A 19568-nucleotide genomic window follows, 5' to 3' on the forward strand; every position below is an offset into this window, starting at 1 on the left:
TAAGGAGGGATCTAGCGGTCCAGCGAGCGGCAGAAATCCACGATTCGCTGTGCGCCTTCCACGCATTCGTCGACATCCGCGACCAGCGCAATGCGGATAAAACCGCTGCCGGGATTCGTGCCGTGGGCATCGCGTGCCAGGAACGAGCCCGGCAAAACCGTCACATTATAGTCGGCGTAAAGGCGTGCGGCGAACTCGGTGTCCGAGAGGCCGGTGCGCGCTACGTTCGCCCAAAGGTAGAACGCGGCGTCGGGCAGGCGCACGTCAAGCACCTCGGCGAGCATGGGCGTCACCGTCGTGAATTTCTTCAGGTAGAGCGCGCGGTTTTCGCGAACGTGCGCCTCGTCTTTCCACGCGACGACGCTCGCTGCCTGGAACATGGGCGAGAGCGCGGCGCCGTGATACGTGCGATAGAGCAGGAATTGCTTGAGGATGGCCGCGTCGCCGGCGACAAAGCCCGAGCGCATGCCGGGCACGTTCGAACGCTTGGACAGGCTCGACAACATTACCAGGCGCTCAAACCCGCGCCCGAGCTTGTGCGCCGCTTCCAGGCCGCCAAGCGGCGGGGCGGCTTCGTCGAAATAGATCTCGGAATAGCATTCGTCGGATGCGATCACGAAGCCATGGCGATCCGACAACGCGAACAGTTCGCGCCAGTCGTCGAGTGTGAGCACGGCGCCAGTCGGGTTGCCCGGCGAGCAGACGAAAAGCAACTGCGTGCGCGCCCAGATGGCGTCCGGTACGGCCGAGTAATCGCAGGCGAAATTGCGCGCCGGATCGCTGTTTACGAAATACGGCTCGGCGCCGGCCAGCAACGCCGCGCCTTCGTAGATTTGATAAAACGGATTCGGGCACACCACGACCGGCGGTTCGGCGGCGCTACGGCTGTCGATCACCGTCTGAGCCAGCGAAAACAGGGCCTCCCGTGAACCGGAAACCGGCAGCACCTCGGTGGCGGCGCTGACAGCGGGAAGCAAGTAACGTTGCCTGGTCCATTCCGCAATCGCCTGCCGCAACGGCTCGCTCCCGGCGGTGGCCGGATAGGAAGCCAGCCCCGCCATGGCATTGACAACAGCTTCGCGGATCAGCGCGGGCGTGGCATGTTTCGGCTCGCCGATGCCAAAGCTGACCGGTGAGAAATCCGCCCGCGGCGTGACGCCCTTGAACAGCGCGCGCAGCTTTTCGAACGGATACGGCTGAAGTTTCTGTAGAAGTGGATTCACGGCTTGGTCGATGCCCTGGGGTTCATGCGTCAGGTCGCGGCTGACAGTGAGACAACAAGGCTGCGATTATATCCCGGGGCGCTTTCCCGGCGGCCCTGCAACTTCAATGGCGGGGCCATTCGGAATAGAAACACGCCCGCTGACCTGCCTGGTCGATTGCCGATAAAAGACATACACAAAGCGTCCGCCTTGAGCGAAAAGAAATCATTCCGCGCGATGGTATGATTGTCATCGTTCGCCGGGCAGTGTCTTGATCAAGGGTCCAGCCCGCGCCGCCCGAGCGTTTTCGACCGGCGTCTTACGCCCTCCGCTGCACGGACATGCGTGCACACGAGGTTCGCCGGCCCGTTTCCAGCATTCATTTCAATCAGCGATATCGCCGTGCGTCTGACCTCGATAAAACTCGCTGGCTTCAAGTCCTTCGTCGATCCCACCCATTTCCAGGTCCCAGGCCAGCTTGTCGGCGTGGTCGGCCCGAATGGCTGCGGCAAGTCCAACATCATCGACGCCGTGCGCTGGGTGCTCGGCGAATCGCGCGCCTCCGAGCTGCGCGGCGAGTCGATGCAGGACGTGATCTTCAACGGTTCCACCGCGCGCAAGCCGGGCAGCCGGGCCAGCGTCGAACTGATCTTCGATAACGCCGACGGCCGCGCCGCCGGGCAGTGGGGCACCTACGCCGAAATCGCCGTCAAGCGCGTACTCACGCGCGACGGTACCTCCAGCTACTACATCAACAACCTGCCCGCCCGCCGCCGCGATATCCAGGACATTTTCCTGGGTACGGGCCTTGGGCCGCGTGCGTACGCGATCATCGGGCAGGGCATGATCGCGCGGATCATCGAGGCGAAGCCCGAAGAACTGCGCGTGTTCCTGGAAGAGGCCGCGGGGGTATCGAAGTACAAGGAGCGCCGGCGCGAGACCGAAAACCGCTTGCACGACACCCGCGAAAACTTGACCCGCGTGGAAGATATCGTGCGCGAGCTGAGCGCGAACCTCGAGAAGCTCGAAGCGCAGGCAATCGTCGCGACGAAATACAAGACCTTGCAGGCCGATGGCGAGGAAAAGCAGCGGCTCTTGTGGCTTTTGCGCAAGAACGAGGCGGGCAACGAGTCCGAGCGTCAGCAGCGTGCAATCAGCGACGCGCAGATCGAACTCGAATCGCAAACCGCGAAGCTGCGCGAAGTCGAAGCACAACTTGAAACGCTGCGCGTGGCGCACTACAGCGCAAGCGACGCCATGCAAGGCGCTCAGGGCGCGCTCTACGAAGCGAATGCCGAAGTCAGCAAGCTCGAGGCGGAAATTCGCTTTATCGTCGAATCGCGTAATCGCGTGCAGGCGCAGATCGCCGCGTTGACCGCGCAGCGCGAGCAATGGCAGATGCAGGCCGGGAAAGCGCGTGGCGAGATCGACGACGCTGAAGAAGCACTGGCTGTCGGCGAGGAAAAGGCGGCCATCGCGCAGGAAACGGCGGCTGCGAAACAGGACGAATTGCCTGCACTCGAAGCGCGTTTTCGCGATGCACAGACCGGATTGAACGACGAACGCGCGACCATTGCGCGCACGGAGCAGGCGTTGAAGCTGGAGGCCGCGCATCAGCGCAATGCCGACCAGCAACTGCAGCAATTGCAGCAGCGCCACGAACGCCTGAAAAGCGAAGCGGGCGGCCTGGATGCGCCCGACGAAGCGCAGCTCGAAGAGTTGCGCATGCAAATGGCCGAGCACGAGGAAATCCTCGCAGAGGCCCAAGCGCGTCTCGCCGATGCACAGGACATGGTCCCGCGTCTGGACGGTGAACGGCGGGCCGCGCAGGAGAAAGTGCAAGCCGAAAGCGCCCAGATTCACCAGCTCGAAGCGCGGCTCGCGGCGCTCAGGCAGTTGCAGGAAAACGTCCAGACCGAGGGCAAGATCCAGCCGTGGCTCGACAAGCACGAACTCGGTTCGCTGCCGCGTCTTTGGAAGAAGCTGCATGTGGAAGCCGGCTGGGAAACGGCGCTGGAATCGGTGCTGCGGGAACGGATCGCGGCGCTGGAAGTGTCGAATCTCGATTGGGTGAAGGCGTTCGCCACCGACGCGCCGCCGGCCAAGCTCGCGTTCTACGCGCCGCCGAATGCCGGCCCAGCGCAGGAAACGCCCGCGGGTTTGCGGCCGCTCCTGGGGCTGATCCGTATTGACGACGCGGGTTTGCGGGCCGTGCTGACCGACTGGCTGGCCCAGGTGTTCGTCGCCGATGACATCGCCCAGGCGCTTTCCACGCGCGCTCAATTGCCCGATGGCGGCGCGTTCGTGGTGAAGGCCGGGCACGTGGTAACGCGGGTCGGCGTGCAGCTTTACGCGGCCGACTCCGAGCAGGCCGGCATGCTCGCACGCCAGCACGAAATCGAAAACCTGACGAAGCAGGTCCGCGCCCAGGCGTTGCTCGCCGACGAAGCCAAAGCCGCCGCCGTTCGCGCGGAAGCGGCGCACACGCAGGCATCGGGGGCGCTCGGCGACGCACGTTCGGCCGCTGAACGCGCGACCCAGCGCGTGCACGCGCTGCAAATGGACGTGCTGAAGCTCACGCAGGCGCACGATCGCTACATGCAGCGCAGCACGCAAATCCGTGAAGAACTCGCAGAAATCACGGCGCAAATCGATGAACAACGCGCTTTGCGCGCCGAATCGGAAGCGAACTTCGAGCGCCATGACGGCGAGCTTGCTGAATTGCAGGCGCGTTTCGAAGACAACCAGCTTGCGTTTGAAGCACTCGACGAAGCGTTGACCAACGCCCGTCAGGAAGCGCGCGATCTGGAGCGCGCGGCTACCGACGCCAGCTTCGCGGCGCGCGGGCTTGCGGCGAAGATCGAGGAATATCGGCGCAATATCGAAACAGCGAAAGAGCAGAGCGAACGTGTTGCAGGCGCCCTCGAAGATGCGCGTGCCGAGCTCGAAACCATCAACGAGCAAACGGCGCACACCGGCTTGCAAGACGCGCTCGAATTGCGCGCGGCCAGGGAAGAGGCGCTGCAGTCAACGCGTATCGAACTGGACGATCTCACCGCGCGTCTACGTCAGGCAGACGAGCTTCGGCTGATCGCCGAGCGTTCGTTGCAGCCGCTGCGCGACAAGATCAGCGAGTTGCAGTTGAAAGAGCAGGCCGCGCGCATCAGCGGCGAGCAGTTCGTCGAGCAACTGGCGGCCGCCGGCGTGGACGAAGCCGATCTGCAGGCCAAGCTCACGCCGGACATGAAGCCTTCGTACCTGCAAGGCGAAGTCACGCGTCTGAATAACGCGATCGCGGCGCTTGGCGCGGTCAACATGGCGGCGCTCGACGAACTCGCGGCGGCGAGCGAGCGCAAGTCGTTCCTCGATTCGCAATCGGCGGATCTGAACGACGCCATCGGCACGCTGGAAGACGCGATCCACAAGATCGACCAGGAAACGCGCTCATTGTTGCAAGGCACGTTCGACGAGGTCAACCGTCATTTCGGCGAGCTGTTCCCGCGTCTCTTCGGTGGCGGTCAGGCGAAGCTCGTCATGACGGGCGATGAAATTCTCGATGCCGGCGTGCAGGTTCTCGCACAGCCGCCCGGCAAGAAGAATTCGACCATCCACCTGCTTTCGGGCGGTGAAAAGGCGCTGACGGCGACCGCGCTCGTGTTCGCCATGTTCCAGTTGAATCCGGCGCCGTTCTGCTTGCTGGACGAAGTCGATGCGCCACTCGACGATGCCAACACGGAACGCTTCGCGAACCTCGTCCGGGCGATGTCGGAGAAGACGCAGTTCCTCTTCATCTCGCACAACAAGATCGCAATGGAAATGGCGCAGCAACTGATCGGCGTGACGATGCAGGAACAGGGTGTATCGCGGATTGTTGCCGTGGATATGGAATCTGCGGCGGGTTTCGCCCAGAATGCATGAACGTTTCGCCGGAGCGCGGATTGATGCACTTCGGGCGATCAAGACAGAGTGAAGAACCGGTCCGGCAGGCCGGTTCTGGCGCGTCAGGCGCGGAGTGGCGAACGGGGTTCGATTTGTGAATCCTGATGCGGCGCAGATCGCGGGGCGTAATTCAATACAAGCGCTGGACACGGGTAGCGGCAGCTTAAAGGGCGCCGCTCGGCATGAAACAGCGCAAACAGAAAGTATGACGGAGCGTGCATGGACGAGTTGACACTCGGGTTGATCGGGGCAGGAGCCGTGGTGGTGGGCGGCGTGGTGGTCTACAACGCGTGGCAGGGCGCAAAAGTGCGCCGCAAGATGCCCCGTCCAATGCCTGAGGAAGCGGCGGAATCGCTCGCCCGGCAGGATACGGAGGACGAGCAGCCGTTCATTGAACCGACGCGCCCGGTACGGCGCGAGCCCGCAATCGGCGAGGCTGACAGAACCGACACGCCGGACTCACGCGTGGAACCGAGTTTCGGCGGCACCGGGCCGCTGTCCACGGTTGCGCCGGCAGACACGGCCGTGGATATCCAGGCCGAATCGACTTCGGTGAATGGCGACTTTGAGGAACCGGATTCGCCCTCCATCATTGCCGATGACGACGAACCGGTGCTGCCGGCCGCGACCACCATTTCTTCGGCGCCGCCGGCTATCGTGGATCGCCGGATCGATTGCGTTGTGCCAATTCGCCTTGTCGCACCCATTGCCGGCGACAAGCTGATTCCGAGCGCACAGAAGCTGCGGCGCGCGGGCGCGAAACCGGTACACATCGAAGGCAAGCCGGAAGGAGGCACGACGTGGGAATTGCTCAAGAACGGCGCGCGCTACGAGGAATTGCGTGCAGCGGCCCAGCTCGCCAATCGCGGCGGCCCGCTGAATGAACTCGAGTTTTCCGAGTTCGTGACGGGCGTACAGCGTTTCGCCGACGGAATCGACGGTTCGCCCGAATTCCCCGACATGCTCGAAACAGTCGGAATGGCGCGTGAGCTCGACGCGTTCGCGGCCCAATGCGACGCTCAGTTGTCCATCAATATTCTCTCTGACGGCGCGCCCTGGTCGGCCAACTACGTGCAGGCGGTGGCGTCGCAGGACGGCTTGCTGCTTTCACGCGACGGCACGCGCTTCGTCAAGCTCGACGCACGCCAGAACCCGGTTTTCATGCTGCTTTTCGGCGATACCAACTTCCTGCGCGACGACCTGACCTACAAGGGCGGCCAGATGATCACGCTGGTGCTGGACGTGCCGGTCGCCGACGAAGACATCCTGCCGTTTCGCCTCATGTGCGACTACGCAAAATCGCTGTCCGAGCGCATTGGCGCAAGGGTGGTGGACGATCAGCGCCGGCCGCTGCCGGAAAGCTCGCTGCTCGCCATCGAAAAACAGTTGATGACGCTCTACGCGAAGCTTGAGCAAGCCGGCATTCCCGCGGGCTCGCCCGCCACGCGGCGCTTGTTCAGCCAATAAAGCTTACCGCAGCGGCGCGGCATTGCCGAATCAATTTCGGAGGCATCGGCCATTCGGCCGATGCCACGATCAGCCGTTCTCTGAGACAATCGACAGGTCGGTTTCTTCCAACTTCTCAGCCCGTCCTGCCGCATGTCCGCCAAACCGAAAGCCGCTGCCAAAGCAGAAAAAGCAGAGCCCGCTGTTCCAGCTACGCCCATTCCGGGCGCCGACCGTCCAGCCGAGCGCGCCGGGTGGCTGCGCGCGGAACTCGAGCGTGCGAACTACGCGTATTACGTTCTCGACCAGCCGGAGCTGCCTGACGCCGAATACGACATTCTGTTCAAGGAACTACAGCAGATCGAGGCGGCGCAACCTGACCTGATCACGCCGGATTCGCCCACGTTGCGGGTCGGCGGTCAGGTCGCGACAGGTTTCCAGCCGGTCACGCACGACGTGCCCATGCTGTCGCTGAACAACGGCTTTGCCGACGAAGATATCGTTGCATTCGACAAACGCGTCGCTGACGCACTCGGCCATACGCCCGTGGAATATGCGTGCGAGCTGAAATTCGACGGCCTCGCCATTTCGCTGCGGTATGACGACGGCGTGTTCGTTCAGGCGTCGACGCGCGGTGACGGCGCGACAGGCGAAGAAGTGACCGAAAACGTTCGCACCATTCATTCAATTCCGTTGAAACTCAAAGGCAAGAACATCCCGAAGCGGCTCGACGTCCGTGGCGAAGTGCTGATGTTCAAGCGTGACTTTGAGCGGCTGAACGCCCGGCAGCGCGAGGCGGAACAACGTGAATTCGCCAACCCGCGCAATGCGGCTGCAGGCGGTCTACGGCAGCTCGATTCGAAGATGACCGCGCAGCGGAAGCTGTCTTTTTTTGCGTATGGGATCGGTGTGCTGGAAGGCGCGGAAATGCCGCCGTCGCACTCGGCGCTGCTCGACTGGTACAAGCAAATGGGCCTGCCGGTGAACGCGGAGCGCGGTGTCGTGAAGGGCGCGGACGGGTTGCTCGCTTTTTTCCACAGGACCGGCGAGAAGCGCGATGGTTTGCCGTATGACATCGACGGCGTGGTTTATAAGGTCAATCAGCGCGACGAACAGGACAAGCTGGGATTTGTCTCGCGTGCACCGCGCTTCGCGCTTGCACACAAGTTTCCGGCGCAGGAAGCGCTGACGCAGTTGCTGGCCATCGACGTGCAGGTCGGGCGGACCGGCGCAATCACACCGGTCGCGCGGTTGACGCCGGTGTTCGTCGGCGGCGCGACCGTGACGAACGCGACCTTGCACAACGAAGACGAAGTACGGCGCAAGGACATTCGTATTGGCGATACGGTGATCGTGCGACGTGCCGGCGACGTGATTCCCGAAGTTGTCGGCGCGATCCTGGATCGTCGTCCCGACGACGCGCGCGAGTTCGTGATGCCGACCGCGTGTCCGGTGTGCGGTTCGAAAATCGAACGGCTGCCCGACGAAGCCATCGCCCGTTGTACCGGTGGCCTGATCTGTCCCGCCCAACGCAAGCAGGCGCTGTGGCATTTCGCGCAGCGGCGCGCGCTGGATATCGACGGACTGGGTGAGAAGATCATCGACCAACTGGTCGAACAGAACATTGTGCGCACGCCGGCCGATCTGTTCAATCTGGGCGTCGCGAAGCTCGCGGCGCTGGACCGGTTCGCCGACAAATCTGCCCAGAATCTATTCGATTCCATCGGCAAGGCCAAGCACACCACCTTGCCGCGGTTTCTCTATGCGCTGGGTATTCGGCACGTGGGCGAGTCCACCGCGAAGGATCTCGCCAAGCATTTTGGTTCGCTCGATCCGATCATGGCGGCAAGCGTCGAAGAATTGCTCGAAGTGAACGACGTGGGTCCGGTCGTGGCCGAATCGCTGCACAATTTTTTCAGCGAAGAGCACAACCAGATGGTGATCGAGCAATTGCGCGCGCCGGGCAACGTCACATGGCCCGAAGGGCCGCCGGCGCCCAAGGCGCCGCAAGGTGTGCTCGCCGGCAAGACGGTCGTGCTGACCGGTACGCTGCCTACGCTTTCGCGCGAGGACGCCAAGGAAATGCTCGAGGCTGCGGGCGCGAAGGTGGCAGGCTCGGTATCGAAGAAAACGGATTACGTGGTGGCTGGAGCGGAGGCGGGCAGCAAGCTCGTGAAGGCCGAGGAACTCGGCGTTCCGGTACTCGACGAAGATGGTATGCGCAAGCTTTTGGAGGGAGAAACACCATGATTCGCGAAATCCTCAAGATGGGCGATCCGCGTTTGTTGCGTATCGCCGAGCCGGTGGATCATTTCGATACGCCCGAACTGCACGCCCTGGTGGAGGACATGTTCGACACCATGCGTCATGCGAACGGCGCTGGGCTTGCGGCGCCGCAGATCGGCGTGGACCTGCAGGTAGTGATTTTCGGCTTCGCTCACAACGAGCGTTATCCGGACGCGCAACCGGTGCCGGAGACGGTGTTGATCAATCCGATCATCACGCCCGTGTCGCACGACATGGAAGAAGGGTGGGAAGGGTGTTTGTCGGTGCCCGGGTTGCGCGGCGCCGTGCAGCGGTATTCCATGATTCGCTATCAGGGTTTTGATCAGTACGGCACGGCCATCGAGCGGCTTGCCGAGGGCTTTCACGCGCGTGTCGTGCAGCACGAATGTGATCACCTGATCGGCAAGCTTTATCCGATGCGCGTGACGGACTTCTCGAAGTTCGGTTTCACCGAGGTGCTGTTTCCCGGGCTGGATCCGAAGAGCGACGACTGAAAGTCGTCACGGCAGCCCGTGGAATTGCTTTGAATCGACGGGCTGCCGACGGGTTTCAGGCAAAGCTCTTATTGCCCGAAGCCGTCTCCGGTTGACGAAACAGCTTGATATGTTCCGGATTTGCCGACGCCTGCAAACGCCCATCCGGCAAACGCGCAATGACGACTTCGCCAATGCCCGGGCTCATTACCACGACTTCGTCGCGCAACGCGAGCAGTGCGTCGAGGCGGCGTCGGCCGCTGATGATTTCGAGGCCGGTTTTTGTTTCGCGAACAATGATCTCAACGGACATGGCAATTCTCCAGTGGCTTTTGCGAGGCTCACGCGCGGCGGAGCGGTAAATTGCACGCGTACCTGCCTAACGGTCATCAGTCATATTTTCTTTAACCAAAATATTGGCCAAAAAAAATCGATGTGATCAGCGGGTGCTGTTCACATCGATTTGTGCGGATTCCGTCGTTTTTTCGCGACGTTATCTATCAGATCAGAAGCTTTCGTCTGCGCCGAGGTAACGCCATTGTCCCGGCGGCAGCGCACCCAGGGTCACGTGGCCCATCCGGATTCGCTTCAGCCCAACCACTTCCAGGCCGACCAACTCGCACATCCGGCGAATCTGGCGCTTTTTGCCTTCGCGCAACACGAAGCGCAGTTGCTCTCCGTTTTGCCAGCTAACCTGGGCGGTCTTGAGCGGCAAGTCGTCAAGTGCGAGGCCGTGGCGCAAGAGCGCGAGGCTTTCCGGTGGGAAGTGCGATTCGATATCGAGTTCATGCTCGCCGAATTTCACGCGCACGAGATATTCCTTGTCGACATCCGAATGTCCGCCGATCAACTGCTTCGCCACGCGGCCATCCTGCGTGAGCACGAGCAGACCTGTCGAGTCAATATCCAGACGTCCCGCAGGCGCCAGCGTGCGCAGATGCGTGGGTGAAAAGCGGATGCCGGATTGGTCATCGGCCCAATGGTTCGAAGGGTTGACCAGCGTGACCGCCGGCTGATACCCGTCTTCCGCCTGACCCGAAACATAGCCGACCGGCTTGTGGATCAGGATCGTCACCTGTTGCATTTGTGCGGCATGCGCGGCCTGAGCGATCTCGATGTTCTGATCGGGACGGATCTTGGTGCCAAGCGTATCGATGACCACGCCGTCTACCAGCACCCAGCCTTTTTCGATCCACTCATCGGCTTCCCGGCGCGAACAGAGGCCGAGTTCCGACATCACTTTCGACAAACGCACGAGCCCGTCTTCACCTTCGCGCGCGATGCGGGCCGGTGAGGGCGGCGCGTCTGCATCGCGGGGTTTAGAGGGTTTGGCCGCTGGTTTGCGTGGGGGTTTGCGCTCGTCACCGAAGCGTTCCGGCGATGCCTCGCGTTTTGCGTAGGGACGATCGCCTGGCGGACGCTGGCGATCGAAGGAGGCCGGACGCGGGCTGCCATCGTGCGCGTGGTTGCGCTCGCGGCGAGGTGCGCCGGTGTCACTGAACGACGGGCGCGGCGCGCGATCGCTTGCCGGGCCGCGGGAATCTTCACGGGGCTTGAACGGGCGGCCTTCGCCGTCACCGGTCGGGCGATCGCCGCGCGGCGCGGCGCGGTCGTTGAACGACGGGCGGGGCGTACGATCGCTGCTTGCGCCACGGGGCGCGTCGTCACGCGGGCTGAAGGGACGGCGTTCACCGTTCCCCGTAGGACGGTCACCGCGCGGAGCGCCGCGATCGCCAAATGACGGACGTGGTCCACGATCACCGCGGGGTGCATCCCCACGCGGCGGGAACGGACGACGTTCGCCATCGCCCGAAGGACGGTCGCCACGTGGTGCGCCACGATCTCCAAACGAAGGACGTGGTCCACGATCACCACGAGGTGCATCGCCACGCGGCGCAAACGGACGGCGTTCACCATCGCCTGAAGGACGGTCACCACGCGGAGCGCCGCGATCTCCAAACGAAGGACGCGGCCCGCGATCACCGCGGGGTGCATCGCCACGCGGCGGGAACGGACGGCGTTCACCATCGCCCGAAGGACGGTCACCACGCGGAGCGCCGCGATCGCCGAATGACGGACGCGCCCCGCGATCACCGCGGGGTGCATCGCCACGCGGCGGGAACGGACGGCGTTCACCATCGCCCGAAGGACGGTCGCCACGCGGAGCGCCGCGATCGCCGAATGACGGACGTGGCCCACGATCACCGCGGGGCGCATCGCCACGCGGCGCGAACGGACGGCGTTCGCCATCGCCCGAAGGACGGTCACCACGCGGTGCCCCACGATCTCCAAACGAAGGACGCGGCCCGCGATCACCACGAGGTGCATCGCCGCGCGGTGGGAACGGACGACGTTCGCCATCGCCCGAAGGACGGTCACCACGCGGTGCGCCACGATCCCCAAACGAAGGTCTAGGCCCGCGATCGCCACGAGGTGCATCGCCACGCGGAGTAGCCGGGCGATCTCCCGCCTGATCGACCCTTACCGGCCGATCTCCAGCCGGCCCCTCTGTCCGAGGCGGTTTTTTCCGTCCGGCGACGCTGCCGGTACGAACGGGGGAACGCGCCGGCGATGCCGGTCGCGGATGTTTCGCTGTCAGTTTGACGCGCATAGATTCTCAGGCTGCGATCGCGCGCAGCAGCTCGGTTTCGACCTGGATTTGCGTCCGGTTGTCGGATAGGGTTTTGCCGTCGAGCAGGAACACGTCTTCCACACGTTCGCCAAGCGTGTTGATCCGCGCCGCATGGACGCCGATCCGGTGCTGGGCGAGAACCCGCGCGATCGAATAAAGGAGGCCCTGCCGGTCGTTGGCCGACACGGACAGGATGTAATACTGACCACGTTCGTCGGGACGCAAATCCACGCGCGGTGTGATCGGGAAAGTGCGCACCAGCCGGGAAACCCGTCCCTTCGACGGTTCCGGCAAGATGCCCTCGGCGGTGAGCAACATGCTCAACTGCTGTTCGACGAGGTTGGCAATGTCGCGATAATGCCCGTCATGGTCCGGATGCGCGACCAGAAAATTGTCGAGCGCATAACCGTGGCGGGTCGTTGTAATGCGTGCATCGAGGACGGACAGGCCGTTTTTGTCGAAATAAGCGCAGATGCCGGCAAACAGGTCCGGCCGGTCCTTCACGTACACGAGCACTTGAAGCGCCGCGCCGATCGGCGATGGGCGCGCCCGCACGATCGGCTTTTCACTCTCGACGTGCTTGTAAAGCACGCGGGTCTGCCAGGCGATATCGGCAGCGTCATGGCGCAGGAAATAGCCGACATCCAGCTTGTCCCACAACGCTTTTTCAGCGTTCTCCGGCACCGTTTCAAGGCGCAGCAGCGCAAGCGCGTCTTCCTGGCGCGACTTGAGTTCCGAGTGCGCGTGCATTTCGGCGCCGCCAAGCACGGCACGGGTGGCCCGGTACAGATCCTCGAGCAGCTTGCCTTTCCATGCGTTCCAGACCTTGGGGCTCGTGCCGCGGATATCGGCGACGGTCAGCAAATACAGCGCGCTCAGCCGGCGCTCGGTCTGCACCATCGTTGCAAACCGCTTGATGACTTCCGGATCGCTCGTGTCCTGCTTCTGAGCGACCTGGCTCATCGTCAGGTGCTGTTCGACGAGCCATACGACCAGGTCGCTGTCGTCGGCATTCATGTTGTGATCGCGGCAAAAACGCCGGGCATCGACCATGCCGAGCGTGGAGTGATCGCCGCCGCGGCCCTTCGCAATGTCATGGAACAGCGCCGCCACGTAGAGCACCCACGAGCGTTCGAAATTGCCCATCAACTGCGTGCAGAACGGATACTCGTGCGCGTGTTCGGCCATCGCGAAACGGCGGATATTGCGCAACACCATCAGGATGTGCTGGTCGACGGTGTAGACGTGATACAGGTCATGCTGCATCTGCCCGACAATGCGCCGGAAATTCAGCAGATATCGGCCGAGCACGCTTGTCTGGTTCATCAGCCTGAGCGCGTGCGTGATGCCTTCGGGCGCCTGCAGGATCGCCATGAACAGGCGCCGGTTTTCCGGGTCGCGGCGCCAGTCGCGGTCCATCAGGTCGCGTGCGTTGTAGATCGCGCGCAACGTCCTCGCCGATAACCCCTTCACCCCGCGCGTTTGCTCATACAGCAGGAAGGCTTCGAGAATAGCGTTCGGCTGACGCTCGAAGACATCGTCGCTGGCAATTTCGAGCATTCCCTGCTTCTCGACGAAGCGCTCGTTCAACACGCGCGTCACGCCGCTCGTCGATGGAAACAGTTGCGCTTCCACGTTCTGGATCAGGATGGTTGCGAGCTGCGTCACGGCTTTCGCGGCCCAGTAATAGCGGCGCATGAGCTGTTCGCTGGCGCGTTTGGACGATGTCGCCTTGTAACCCAGGCTTTCCGCGAGCGCGGTTTGCAGATCGAATACGAGAATGTCCTGCCGGCGCTTCGCAATCACGTGCAACCGCGCTCGCAGCGTCTTCAGGAAACCTTCGTTGCGCCTGAGCTCACTCGCTTCACGCTCGGTGATGAGCCCGCGTGAATCGAGTTCGCGCCAACTGCTGCCAAAACCCGCCGCACGCGAAATCCACAGGATCAGTTGCAGGTCTCGCAAGCCGCCGGGGCTTTCCTTGATGTTCGGCTCGAGGCTATACGGCGTGTCCTGGTATTTTGCGTGGCGCTGGCGCATTTCCAGCACCTTCGCCTGGAAAAACGCACGCGGATCGAGCGTCTGCTGGTAGCGCGCTTCGAAGGCATCGACCAGTTTCTCGTTGCCCACGATCCGGCGCGCTTCGAGCAGCGACGTCCGGATGGTGATGTCGTTGCTCGCTTCGTGGATGCACTGCGACACCGAGCGCACGCTGCTGCCAATCTCGAGCCCGAGATCCCACGCCATGCCGATCAGCTTTTCGATACGTGCACCAAGCGTTTCCACCTGATCGGGCGTTTCGTGATCGGGCAGCAGGACGAGGATATCGATGTCCGAATACGGCGCAAGCTCGCCGCGCCCGTAACCGCCGACCGCCAGCAACGCCGCCGATGCCGGCATCTCGCACGCGTCCCACGCGCCCTTGAGGGCGTCGTCGGTGGCGCGGGCGAGGGCATGCATCAGGCCATCGACATTGGTCGCGCTCTTGAAGCGCTCGAGCAGCGCGGCTTTCGCTGTCTTGTACGAGGCTTTCAGCGAATCGGCAATAGGCGGGGCGTCGGCAGGTACGCTCATGGGCAGGCGGATCGTGAGGTCAGTGGAAGAACGTTATATTCGACGAAACGCTGCGCTCGCCGTCTTTCAATGCGCCGGGCCGTGCCCCGAACAGTTGCGCGAGATACCGGGTCTCTCGCGGCGTGCTTCCGATCAATCAAGCCGTCGCGGCGATCAGCTCGGAAGGTGCCTGCGTTCCGGCCGACACGGTCAGCACTTCATAACCCGTCGGCGTCACCAGCACCGTATGCTCCCATTGCGCCGACAAGCTGCGGTCGCGGGTCTTCACGGTCCACTGATCAGGCATGGTGCGGATATCGCGGCGACCGGCGTTGATCATGGGTTCAACGGTAAAGATCGTCCCGGCCTGCAGTTCGATGCCCGTACCCGGGCGGCCGTAATGCAGCACTTGCGGGTCTTCGTGGAACACCTTGCCCACGCCGTGACCGCAATATTCGCGCACCACGCTGTAACCTTGTGCTTCGGCATGTTTCTGGATGGCGTAGCCGATATCGCCCAGATGCGCGCCCGCCTTGATCTGGTCGATGCCAAGCCACATGCAGTCGAACGTGGTCTGCACCAGCCGCCTGGCCAGGATGGACCCTTCGCCGACCAGGAACATGCGGCTGGTATCGCCGAAATAACCGTCCTTGATCACCGTGATGTCGATATTCAGCGCGTCGCCGTTCTTCAACGCCTTGTCGCCGGGAATGCCGTGGCAGATCACGTCGTTGACGGAAATGCAGGTGGCCTTGGGGTAGGGCGGATAGCCCGGCGGCTGGTAATTCAGGGGCGCGGGCACGGTGCCCTGTTCCTTCGCCATGTATTCGTGGCAAAGGCGGTCCAGTTCGCCGGTCGTTACGCCCGCGACAATGTGGGGCGTGATGAAATCGAGCACCTCGCTCGCGAGCCGGCAGGCGATGCGCATTTGCGCAATATCGTGATCGTTTTTCAGCGTGATGGACATGACTTGTATCGAAAATGCGTGTAAGCGGCTTGAAACGCCAATCGCGCATTATCGCACCTTAGGCGGCACGCCGCAGTGGAAAACCGGTGAGGTTTGCGCCAAAAGCGCCGCCCGGCGCGGCACCGGCGGCTTTGGCGCACCCGGAAAACGCAGTTCGGAACGACTCCTTGCGGATCGTCAGGTAGCTTGAAACGCGACATTCGTGCGTGATATACTCGCTGGCTAAGTCTGCATCCACTTTGCAATCGTCTTTTCAATGCCTTTTTCCAGAAACCCCGGTTTCCGGGCAAGCCGGCGAAAAGCCCATCAAGAAGAGATCGGACTTGAATCGCAAGCCGGCGCACCCAGGGTGTCCGACGCCTCGAAAAGCTAAGAAACACGAGGCGCCCGATGCGGCAGCCGGCTTAAGACCCAACCCTCGCGGAGAACTCTCATGGCAGTAACAATGCGTCAAATGCTGGAAGCCGGTGTCCACTTCGGTCACCAAACGCGCTTCTGGAATCCGAAGATGGCTCCGTTCATTTTCGGTCATCGCAACAAGATTCACATTATCAACCTCGAAAAAACGCTGCCGATGTACAACGACGCGCTGAAGTACGTGCGTCAACTGGCGGCAAATCGCGGCATGATCCTGTTCGTCGGCACGAAGCGTCAGTCGCGTGACACGGTGGCAGAAGAGGCGCAACGCGCCGGCATGCCGTTCGTGAACGCACGCTGGCTCGGCGGCATGCTGACCAACTTCAAGACGCTGAAGGTATCGATCAAGCGCCTGAAGGACATGGAAGCAGCGCTGGAAGCCGGTGAAACGGAACGCATGAGCAAGAAGGAAGCGCTCCTGTTCGAACGCGAAATGGCCAAGCTGGTGAAGTCGATTGGCGGCGTGAAGGACATGGGCGGCATTCCGGACGCAATTTTCGTGGTTGACGTGGGTTACCACAAGATTGCCGTGACCGAAGCCAAGAAGCTTGGCATTCCGGTTATCGCGGTGGTCGACACGAACCACTCGCCGGAAGGCATCGACTACGTGATCCCGGGTAACGACGACGCCAGCAAGGCTGTCGCGCTGTACACGCAAGGCGTGGCCGACGCGATCCTGGAAGGCCGTTCGAGCGCGGTGAACGAAGTGGTGCAGGCAGTTCGCAGCGGCGAAGGCGACGAGTTCGTTGAAGTCAACGCAGAAGCGTAATTTGCAAAAGATGACGCCGATATGATGTATCCGGCTAGAAAGGGGGCTTTGCGAAAGGCCCCCTTTTTTTAGCCAGGCTCGTTTGGCCAGCCTCAGTAAGCGCTGAGCAACACGCGGGTCATCGAATAGTGTTTAAGTAACAAGCAGTACCCCATTCTGGCCGCGGGTGATTTTCGCCGGCGGCGCGTGTCAATAGTGCGATTCACGTGCCTTAAAGCTAAGGCTAAGGCACGGCACAGACTCAAGGAGCAAATGATGGCGGCAATTACCGCAAGCATGGTGGCAGAACTGCGCGCAAAGACCGACGCGCCCATGATGGAATGCAAGAAGGCGCTGACCGAAGCCGATGGCGACATGGACCGCGCTGAAGAACTGCTGCGCGTGAAGCTCGGCAACAAGGCGAGCAAGGCTGCATCGCGCGTGACGGCTGAAGGCATCGTCTCGGCGCATATCGCCGACGGCGTGGGCGTTCTGGTCGAACTGAACTGCGAAACCGACTTCGTTGCCAAGAACGACGACTTCCTGGCGTTCGGCAAGACGGTCGCAGAACTGATCGCGAAGAACCATCCGGCTGATGTGGCGGCCCTCTCGGCGCTGCCGCTGGAAAGCTCGACGGTTGATGCAGTGCGCCTCGCACTGATCGGCAAGATCGGTGAAAACGTCTCGGTGCGCCGTTTCGTGCGTTTTGAATCCGCCAACAAGCTCGCTTCGTACCTTCACGGTACGCGCATTGGCGTGCTGGTCGAATTCACGGGCGCGGACGAGCAGGTCGGCAAGGATGTCGCCATGCACGTTGCAGCAATGAAGCCGGTTTCGCTGTCGTCGAACGACGTGCCGGCGGAATTGATCGCGAAGGAACGCAGCATCGCTGAGCAAAAGGCTGCTGAATCGGGCAAGCCGGCTGAAATCGTCGCGAAGATGGTCGACGGCAGCGTGCAGAAATACCTGAAGGAGGTGTCGCTGCTGAACCAGACGTTCGTCAAGAACGACAAGCAGACGATCGAGCAGATGCTGAAAGCGGCAGGCGCATCAGTGCAGAAGTTTGCGCTGTTCGTGGTCGGCGAGGGCATCGAAAAGCGTACGGACGACTTCGCTGCCGAAGTGGCTGCCCAGGTCGCCGCTGCCAAGCAAGGCTGAGAAGCAGGTCCTCGCATGACGTTTCAAGCGGTGGCGGGTGTTCGCAACTGACGCTCAGCCGGCCCGTCCAACCGGGCCGCTCGACCGATGCACAGCTCGCCGCCGTGTTGTCACAGTTTCAAAAAGCAGTCGGATGCGGGTCTGGCGTTCCCATCGAGGAACGCTCGTTCCGTACCCTCATAGCGGCCAAAACCGCGCCGGATGGGCAAACCGGGGTCAACTCGTTATGCCGCCGCGGCTTGCCCAATATGGGATGCTTGCCGTAAATATCGTTTCACCCCTACAGTTCTACGTTGTTGCACTCCCTCTCGGCGCGAAACCGGAAATCTCATATGCCCACAGCCTACAAACGCGTACTCCTCAAACTCTCCGGCGAAGCACTCATGGGCGACGATGCCTTCGGCATCAATCGCGCGACAATCGAAAGGATGGTGGCAGATGTTGCGGAAGTGGTGCGCATGGGCACGCAGCTCGCGGTCGTGATCGGCGGCGGTAATATCTTCCGCGGTGTGGCAGGCGGCGCGGCCGGCATGGACCGTGCAACAGCCGATTACATGGGCATGCTTGCCACCATGATGAACGCGCTGGCCTTGCAGGACGCCATGCGCCATGCCGGTATCGAAGCGCGCGTGCAGTCCGCGCTGCGCATGGACCAGGTGGTCGAGCCGTACATCCGCCCGCGCGCGATTCGTCAGCTCGAAGAAGGAAAAGTGGTTATTTTCGCGGCCGGCACGGGTAACCCGTTCTTCACGACCGATACCGCTGCTGCCCTGCGCGGTGCGGAAGTCGGCGCGGAAGTCGTGCTCAAGGCGACCAAAGTGGACGGTGTATATTCCGCCGATCCCAAGAAAGATGCGAGCGCTACGCGTTACAGCACGATCAGCTTCGACGAAGCGATCGGCAAGAACCTGCAGGTGATGGACGCGACGGCGTTTGCGCTGTGCCGCGACCAGAAGCTGCCGATCCGGGTGTTTTCGATCAATAAACCGGGGGCGCTCAAGCGCATCATCCAGGGCGACGACGAAGGTACGCTCGTCCACGTGTAAACTCTCGCAGTAAGTAACGAAAGCAGGCTTGAGGCCGAGTGCGGGTTCGTTGGGACCGGCGCCCCCCATGCCTGCACTGCGTGTAACAAAGCAAGTACGGAGGCTGAAATGAGTGTGGCTGACATTAGAAAGAGCGTCGACCAGAAGATGCAGAAGTCGATCGAAGCGTTCAAGAACGATCTCGCCAAGATTCGCACGGGTCGCGCCCATACGGGTTTGCTCGACCATATCCAGGTGGATTACTACGGCTCGAGCGTACCTATCTCGCAAGTCGCGAACATGACGCTGATCGACGCGCGCACGATCGGCGTGCAGGCGTGGGAAAAGAAGATGGTGCCGGTGGTGGAAAAGGCGATCCGCGATTCGGATCTCGGCCTGAACCCGTCGAACCAGGGCGACCAGATCCGCGTGCCAATGCCCGCGCTGACGGAAGAACGCCGCCGCGAACTGACGAAAGTGGTGAAAAGCGAAGGCGAAAACGCCAAGATCGCGATTCGCAACCTGCGTCGCGACGCGAACGAGCAACTGAAGAAGCTTGTGAAGGACAAGGAAATCTCCGAGGACGACGAGCGTCGTGCAAGCGATGACGTCCAGAAATTAACTGACAAAAACGTCGCGGAAATCGACAAGCTGGTGGTGTCGAAAGAAGCCGAAATCATGACGGTTTGAAGCCGATCACGGTCTCTTGCGTCGTGCCGGCGCGT

At 62.1% G+C, this 19568-nt stretch carries 14 protein-coding genes; 8 read left to right on the forward strand and 6 right to left on the reverse strand.

The genetic code is table 11. The features are described from left to right. Positions 1-11: 11 nt before the first annotated feature. The gene (gene dapC, locus AX768_RS05695; protein WP_061999143.1) at positions 12-1223 is read right to left on the reverse strand and encodes a succinyldiaminopimelate transaminase; all 1212 of its coding nucleotides are present in this window, start codon (positions 1221-1223) and stop codon (positions 12-14) included. A 381-nt stretch (positions 1224-1604) separates the two neighbouring features. On the opposite strand from dapC, the gene smc reads away from it, so the two are divergent. The 4 genes from smc to def all read left to right on the forward strand — a co-directional run bounded on the left by smc (position 1605) and on the right by def (position 9367). After that, positions 1605-5120 carry a chromosome segregation protein SMC gene (gene smc / locus AX768_RS05700; RefSeq protein ID WP_062000808.1) on the forward strand — a complete coding sequence of 1172 codons (3516 nt, stop codon included), beginning with the start codon at positions 1605-1607 and terminating at the stop codon, positions 5118-5120. 240 nt (positions 5121-5360) lie between these two features. After that, positions 5361-6608: a cell division protein ZipA C-terminal FtsZ-binding domain-containing protein gene (locus AX768_RS05705; protein WP_061999144.1), complete on the forward strand. Its 1248-nt coding sequence runs from the start codon at positions 5361-5363 to the stop codon at positions 6606-6608. A gap of 132 nt (positions 6609-6740) precedes the next feature. Further along, complete coding sequence (gene ligA, locus AX768_RS05710; RefSeq protein ID WP_061999145.1) at positions 6741-8837, forward strand: NAD-dependent DNA ligase LigA; 2097 nt, start codon at positions 6741-6743, stop codon at positions 8835-8837. After that, complete coding sequence (gene def, locus AX768_RS05715) at positions 8834-9367, forward strand: peptide deformylase (protein ID WP_056352690.1); 534 nt, start codon at positions 8834-8836, stop codon at positions 9365-9367. The genes ligA and def overlap by 4 nt, the downstream gene beginning before the upstream one ends. Positions 9368-9422: 55 nt before the next feature. On the opposite strand, the gene AX768_RS05720 is transcribed toward def, so the two are convergent. From AX768_RS05720 to map, 5 genes are all read right to left on the reverse strand, one after another. Continuing rightward, positions 9423-9659 (reverse strand): hypothetical protein, encoded by a 237-nt coding sequence (locus AX768_RS05720; protein ID WP_061999146.1) that lies wholly within the window; start codon positions 9657-9659, stop codon positions 9423-9425. Between the two features lie 192 nt (positions 9660-9851). Further along, on the reverse strand, positions 9852-10601 hold the full coding sequence (locus tag AX768_RS34245) for a pseudouridine synthase (protein WP_335340460.1): 750 nt from the start codon (positions 10599-10601) through the stop codon (positions 9852-9854). Continuing rightward, positions 10583-11791 (reverse strand): hypothetical protein, encoded by a 1209-nt coding sequence (locus tag AX768_RS34250; RefSeq protein ID WP_335340461.1) that lies wholly within the window; start codon positions 11789-11791, stop codon positions 10583-10585. The genes AX768_RS34245 and AX768_RS34250 overlap by 19 nt, the downstream gene beginning before the upstream one ends. Positions 11792-11963: 172 nt before the next feature. Beyond that, positions 11964-14549: a [protein-PII] uridylyltransferase gene (locus tag AX768_RS05735; protein ID WP_061999149.1), complete on the reverse strand. Its 2586-nt coding sequence runs from the start codon at positions 14547-14549 to the stop codon at positions 11964-11966. 136 nt (positions 14550-14685) lie between these two features. Continuing rightward, positions 14686-15495 (reverse strand): type I methionyl aminopeptidase, encoded by an 810-nt coding sequence (map, locus tag AX768_RS05740; protein WP_061999150.1) that lies wholly within the window; start codon positions 15493-15495, stop codon positions 14686-14688. 433 nt (positions 15496-15928) lie between these two features. On the opposite strand from map, the gene rpsB reads away from it, so the two are divergent. From rpsB to frr, 4 genes are all read left to right on the forward strand, one after another. Next, positions 15929-16681: a 30S ribosomal protein S2 gene (gene rpsB, locus AX768_RS05750; protein ID WP_061999152.1), complete on the forward strand. Its 753-nt coding sequence runs from the start codon at positions 15929-15931 to the stop codon at positions 16679-16681. Positions 16682-16936: 255 nt separating this feature from the next. Continuing rightward, positions 16937-17818, forward strand: coding sequence for a translation elongation factor Ts (gene tsf, locus AX768_RS05755; protein WP_061999153.1), 882 nt, complete (start codon positions 16937-16939; stop codon positions 17816-17818). Between the two features lie 332 nt (positions 17819-18150). Next, complete coding sequence (gene pyrH, locus AX768_RS05760; RefSeq protein WP_056352704.1) at positions 18151-18864, forward strand: UMP kinase; 714 nt, start codon at positions 18151-18153, stop codon at positions 18862-18864. A 108-nt stretch (positions 18865-18972) separates the two neighbouring features. After that, complete coding sequence (frr, locus tag AX768_RS05765) at positions 18973-19533, forward strand: ribosome recycling factor (RefSeq protein WP_056352706.1); 561 nt, start codon at positions 18973-18975, stop codon at positions 19531-19533. The last annotated feature ends 35 nt before the right edge of the window (positions 19534-19568 follow it).

Source organism: Burkholderia sp. PAMC 28687 (assembly GCF_001577465.1).
In the GTDB taxonomy this organism is placed as follows: domain Bacteria; phylum Pseudomonadota; class Gammaproteobacteria; order Burkholderiales; family Burkholderiaceae; genus Caballeronia.

Excerpts from the sequence above, each read along its gene's own strand:
- AX768_RS05705 (WP_061999144.1), top strand. The coding sequence starts at position 5,361 with ATGGACGAGTTGACACTCGGGTTGATCGGGGCAGGAGCCGTGGTGGTG.
- ligA (WP_061999145.1), top strand. The coding sequence starts at position 6,741 with ATGTCCGCCAAACCGAAAGCCGCTGCCAAAGCAGAAAAAGCAGAGCCC.
- def (WP_056352690.1), top strand. The coding sequence starts at position 8,834 with ATGATTCGCGAAATCCTCAAGATGGGCGATCCGCGTTTGTTGCGTATC.
- AX768_RS05720 (WP_061999146.1), bottom strand. The coding sequence starts at position 9,659 with ATGTCCGTTGAGATCATTGTTCGCGAAACAAAAACCGGCCTCGAAATC.
- AX768_RS05735 (WP_061999149.1), bottom strand. The coding sequence starts at position 14,549 with ATGAGCGTACCTGCCGACGCCCCGCCTATTGCCGATTCGCTGAAAGCC.
- map (WP_061999150.1), bottom strand. The coding sequence starts at position 15,495 with ATGTCCATCACGCTGAAAAACGATCACGATATTGCGCAAATGCGCATC.
- rpsB (WP_061999152.1), top strand. The coding sequence starts at position 15,929 with ATGGCAGTAACAATGCGTCAAATGCTGGAAGCCGGTGTCCACTTCGGT.
- tsf (WP_061999153.1), top strand. The coding sequence starts at position 16,937 with ATGGCGGCAATTACCGCAAGCATGGTGGCAGAACTGCGCGCAAAGACC.
- pyrH (WP_056352704.1), top strand. The coding sequence starts at position 18,151 with ATGCCCACAGCCTACAAACGCGTACTCCTCAAACTCTCCGGCGAAGCA.
- frr (WP_056352706.1), top strand. The coding sequence starts at position 18,973 with ATGAGTGTGGCTGACATTAGAAAGAGCGTCGACCAGAAGATGCAGAAG.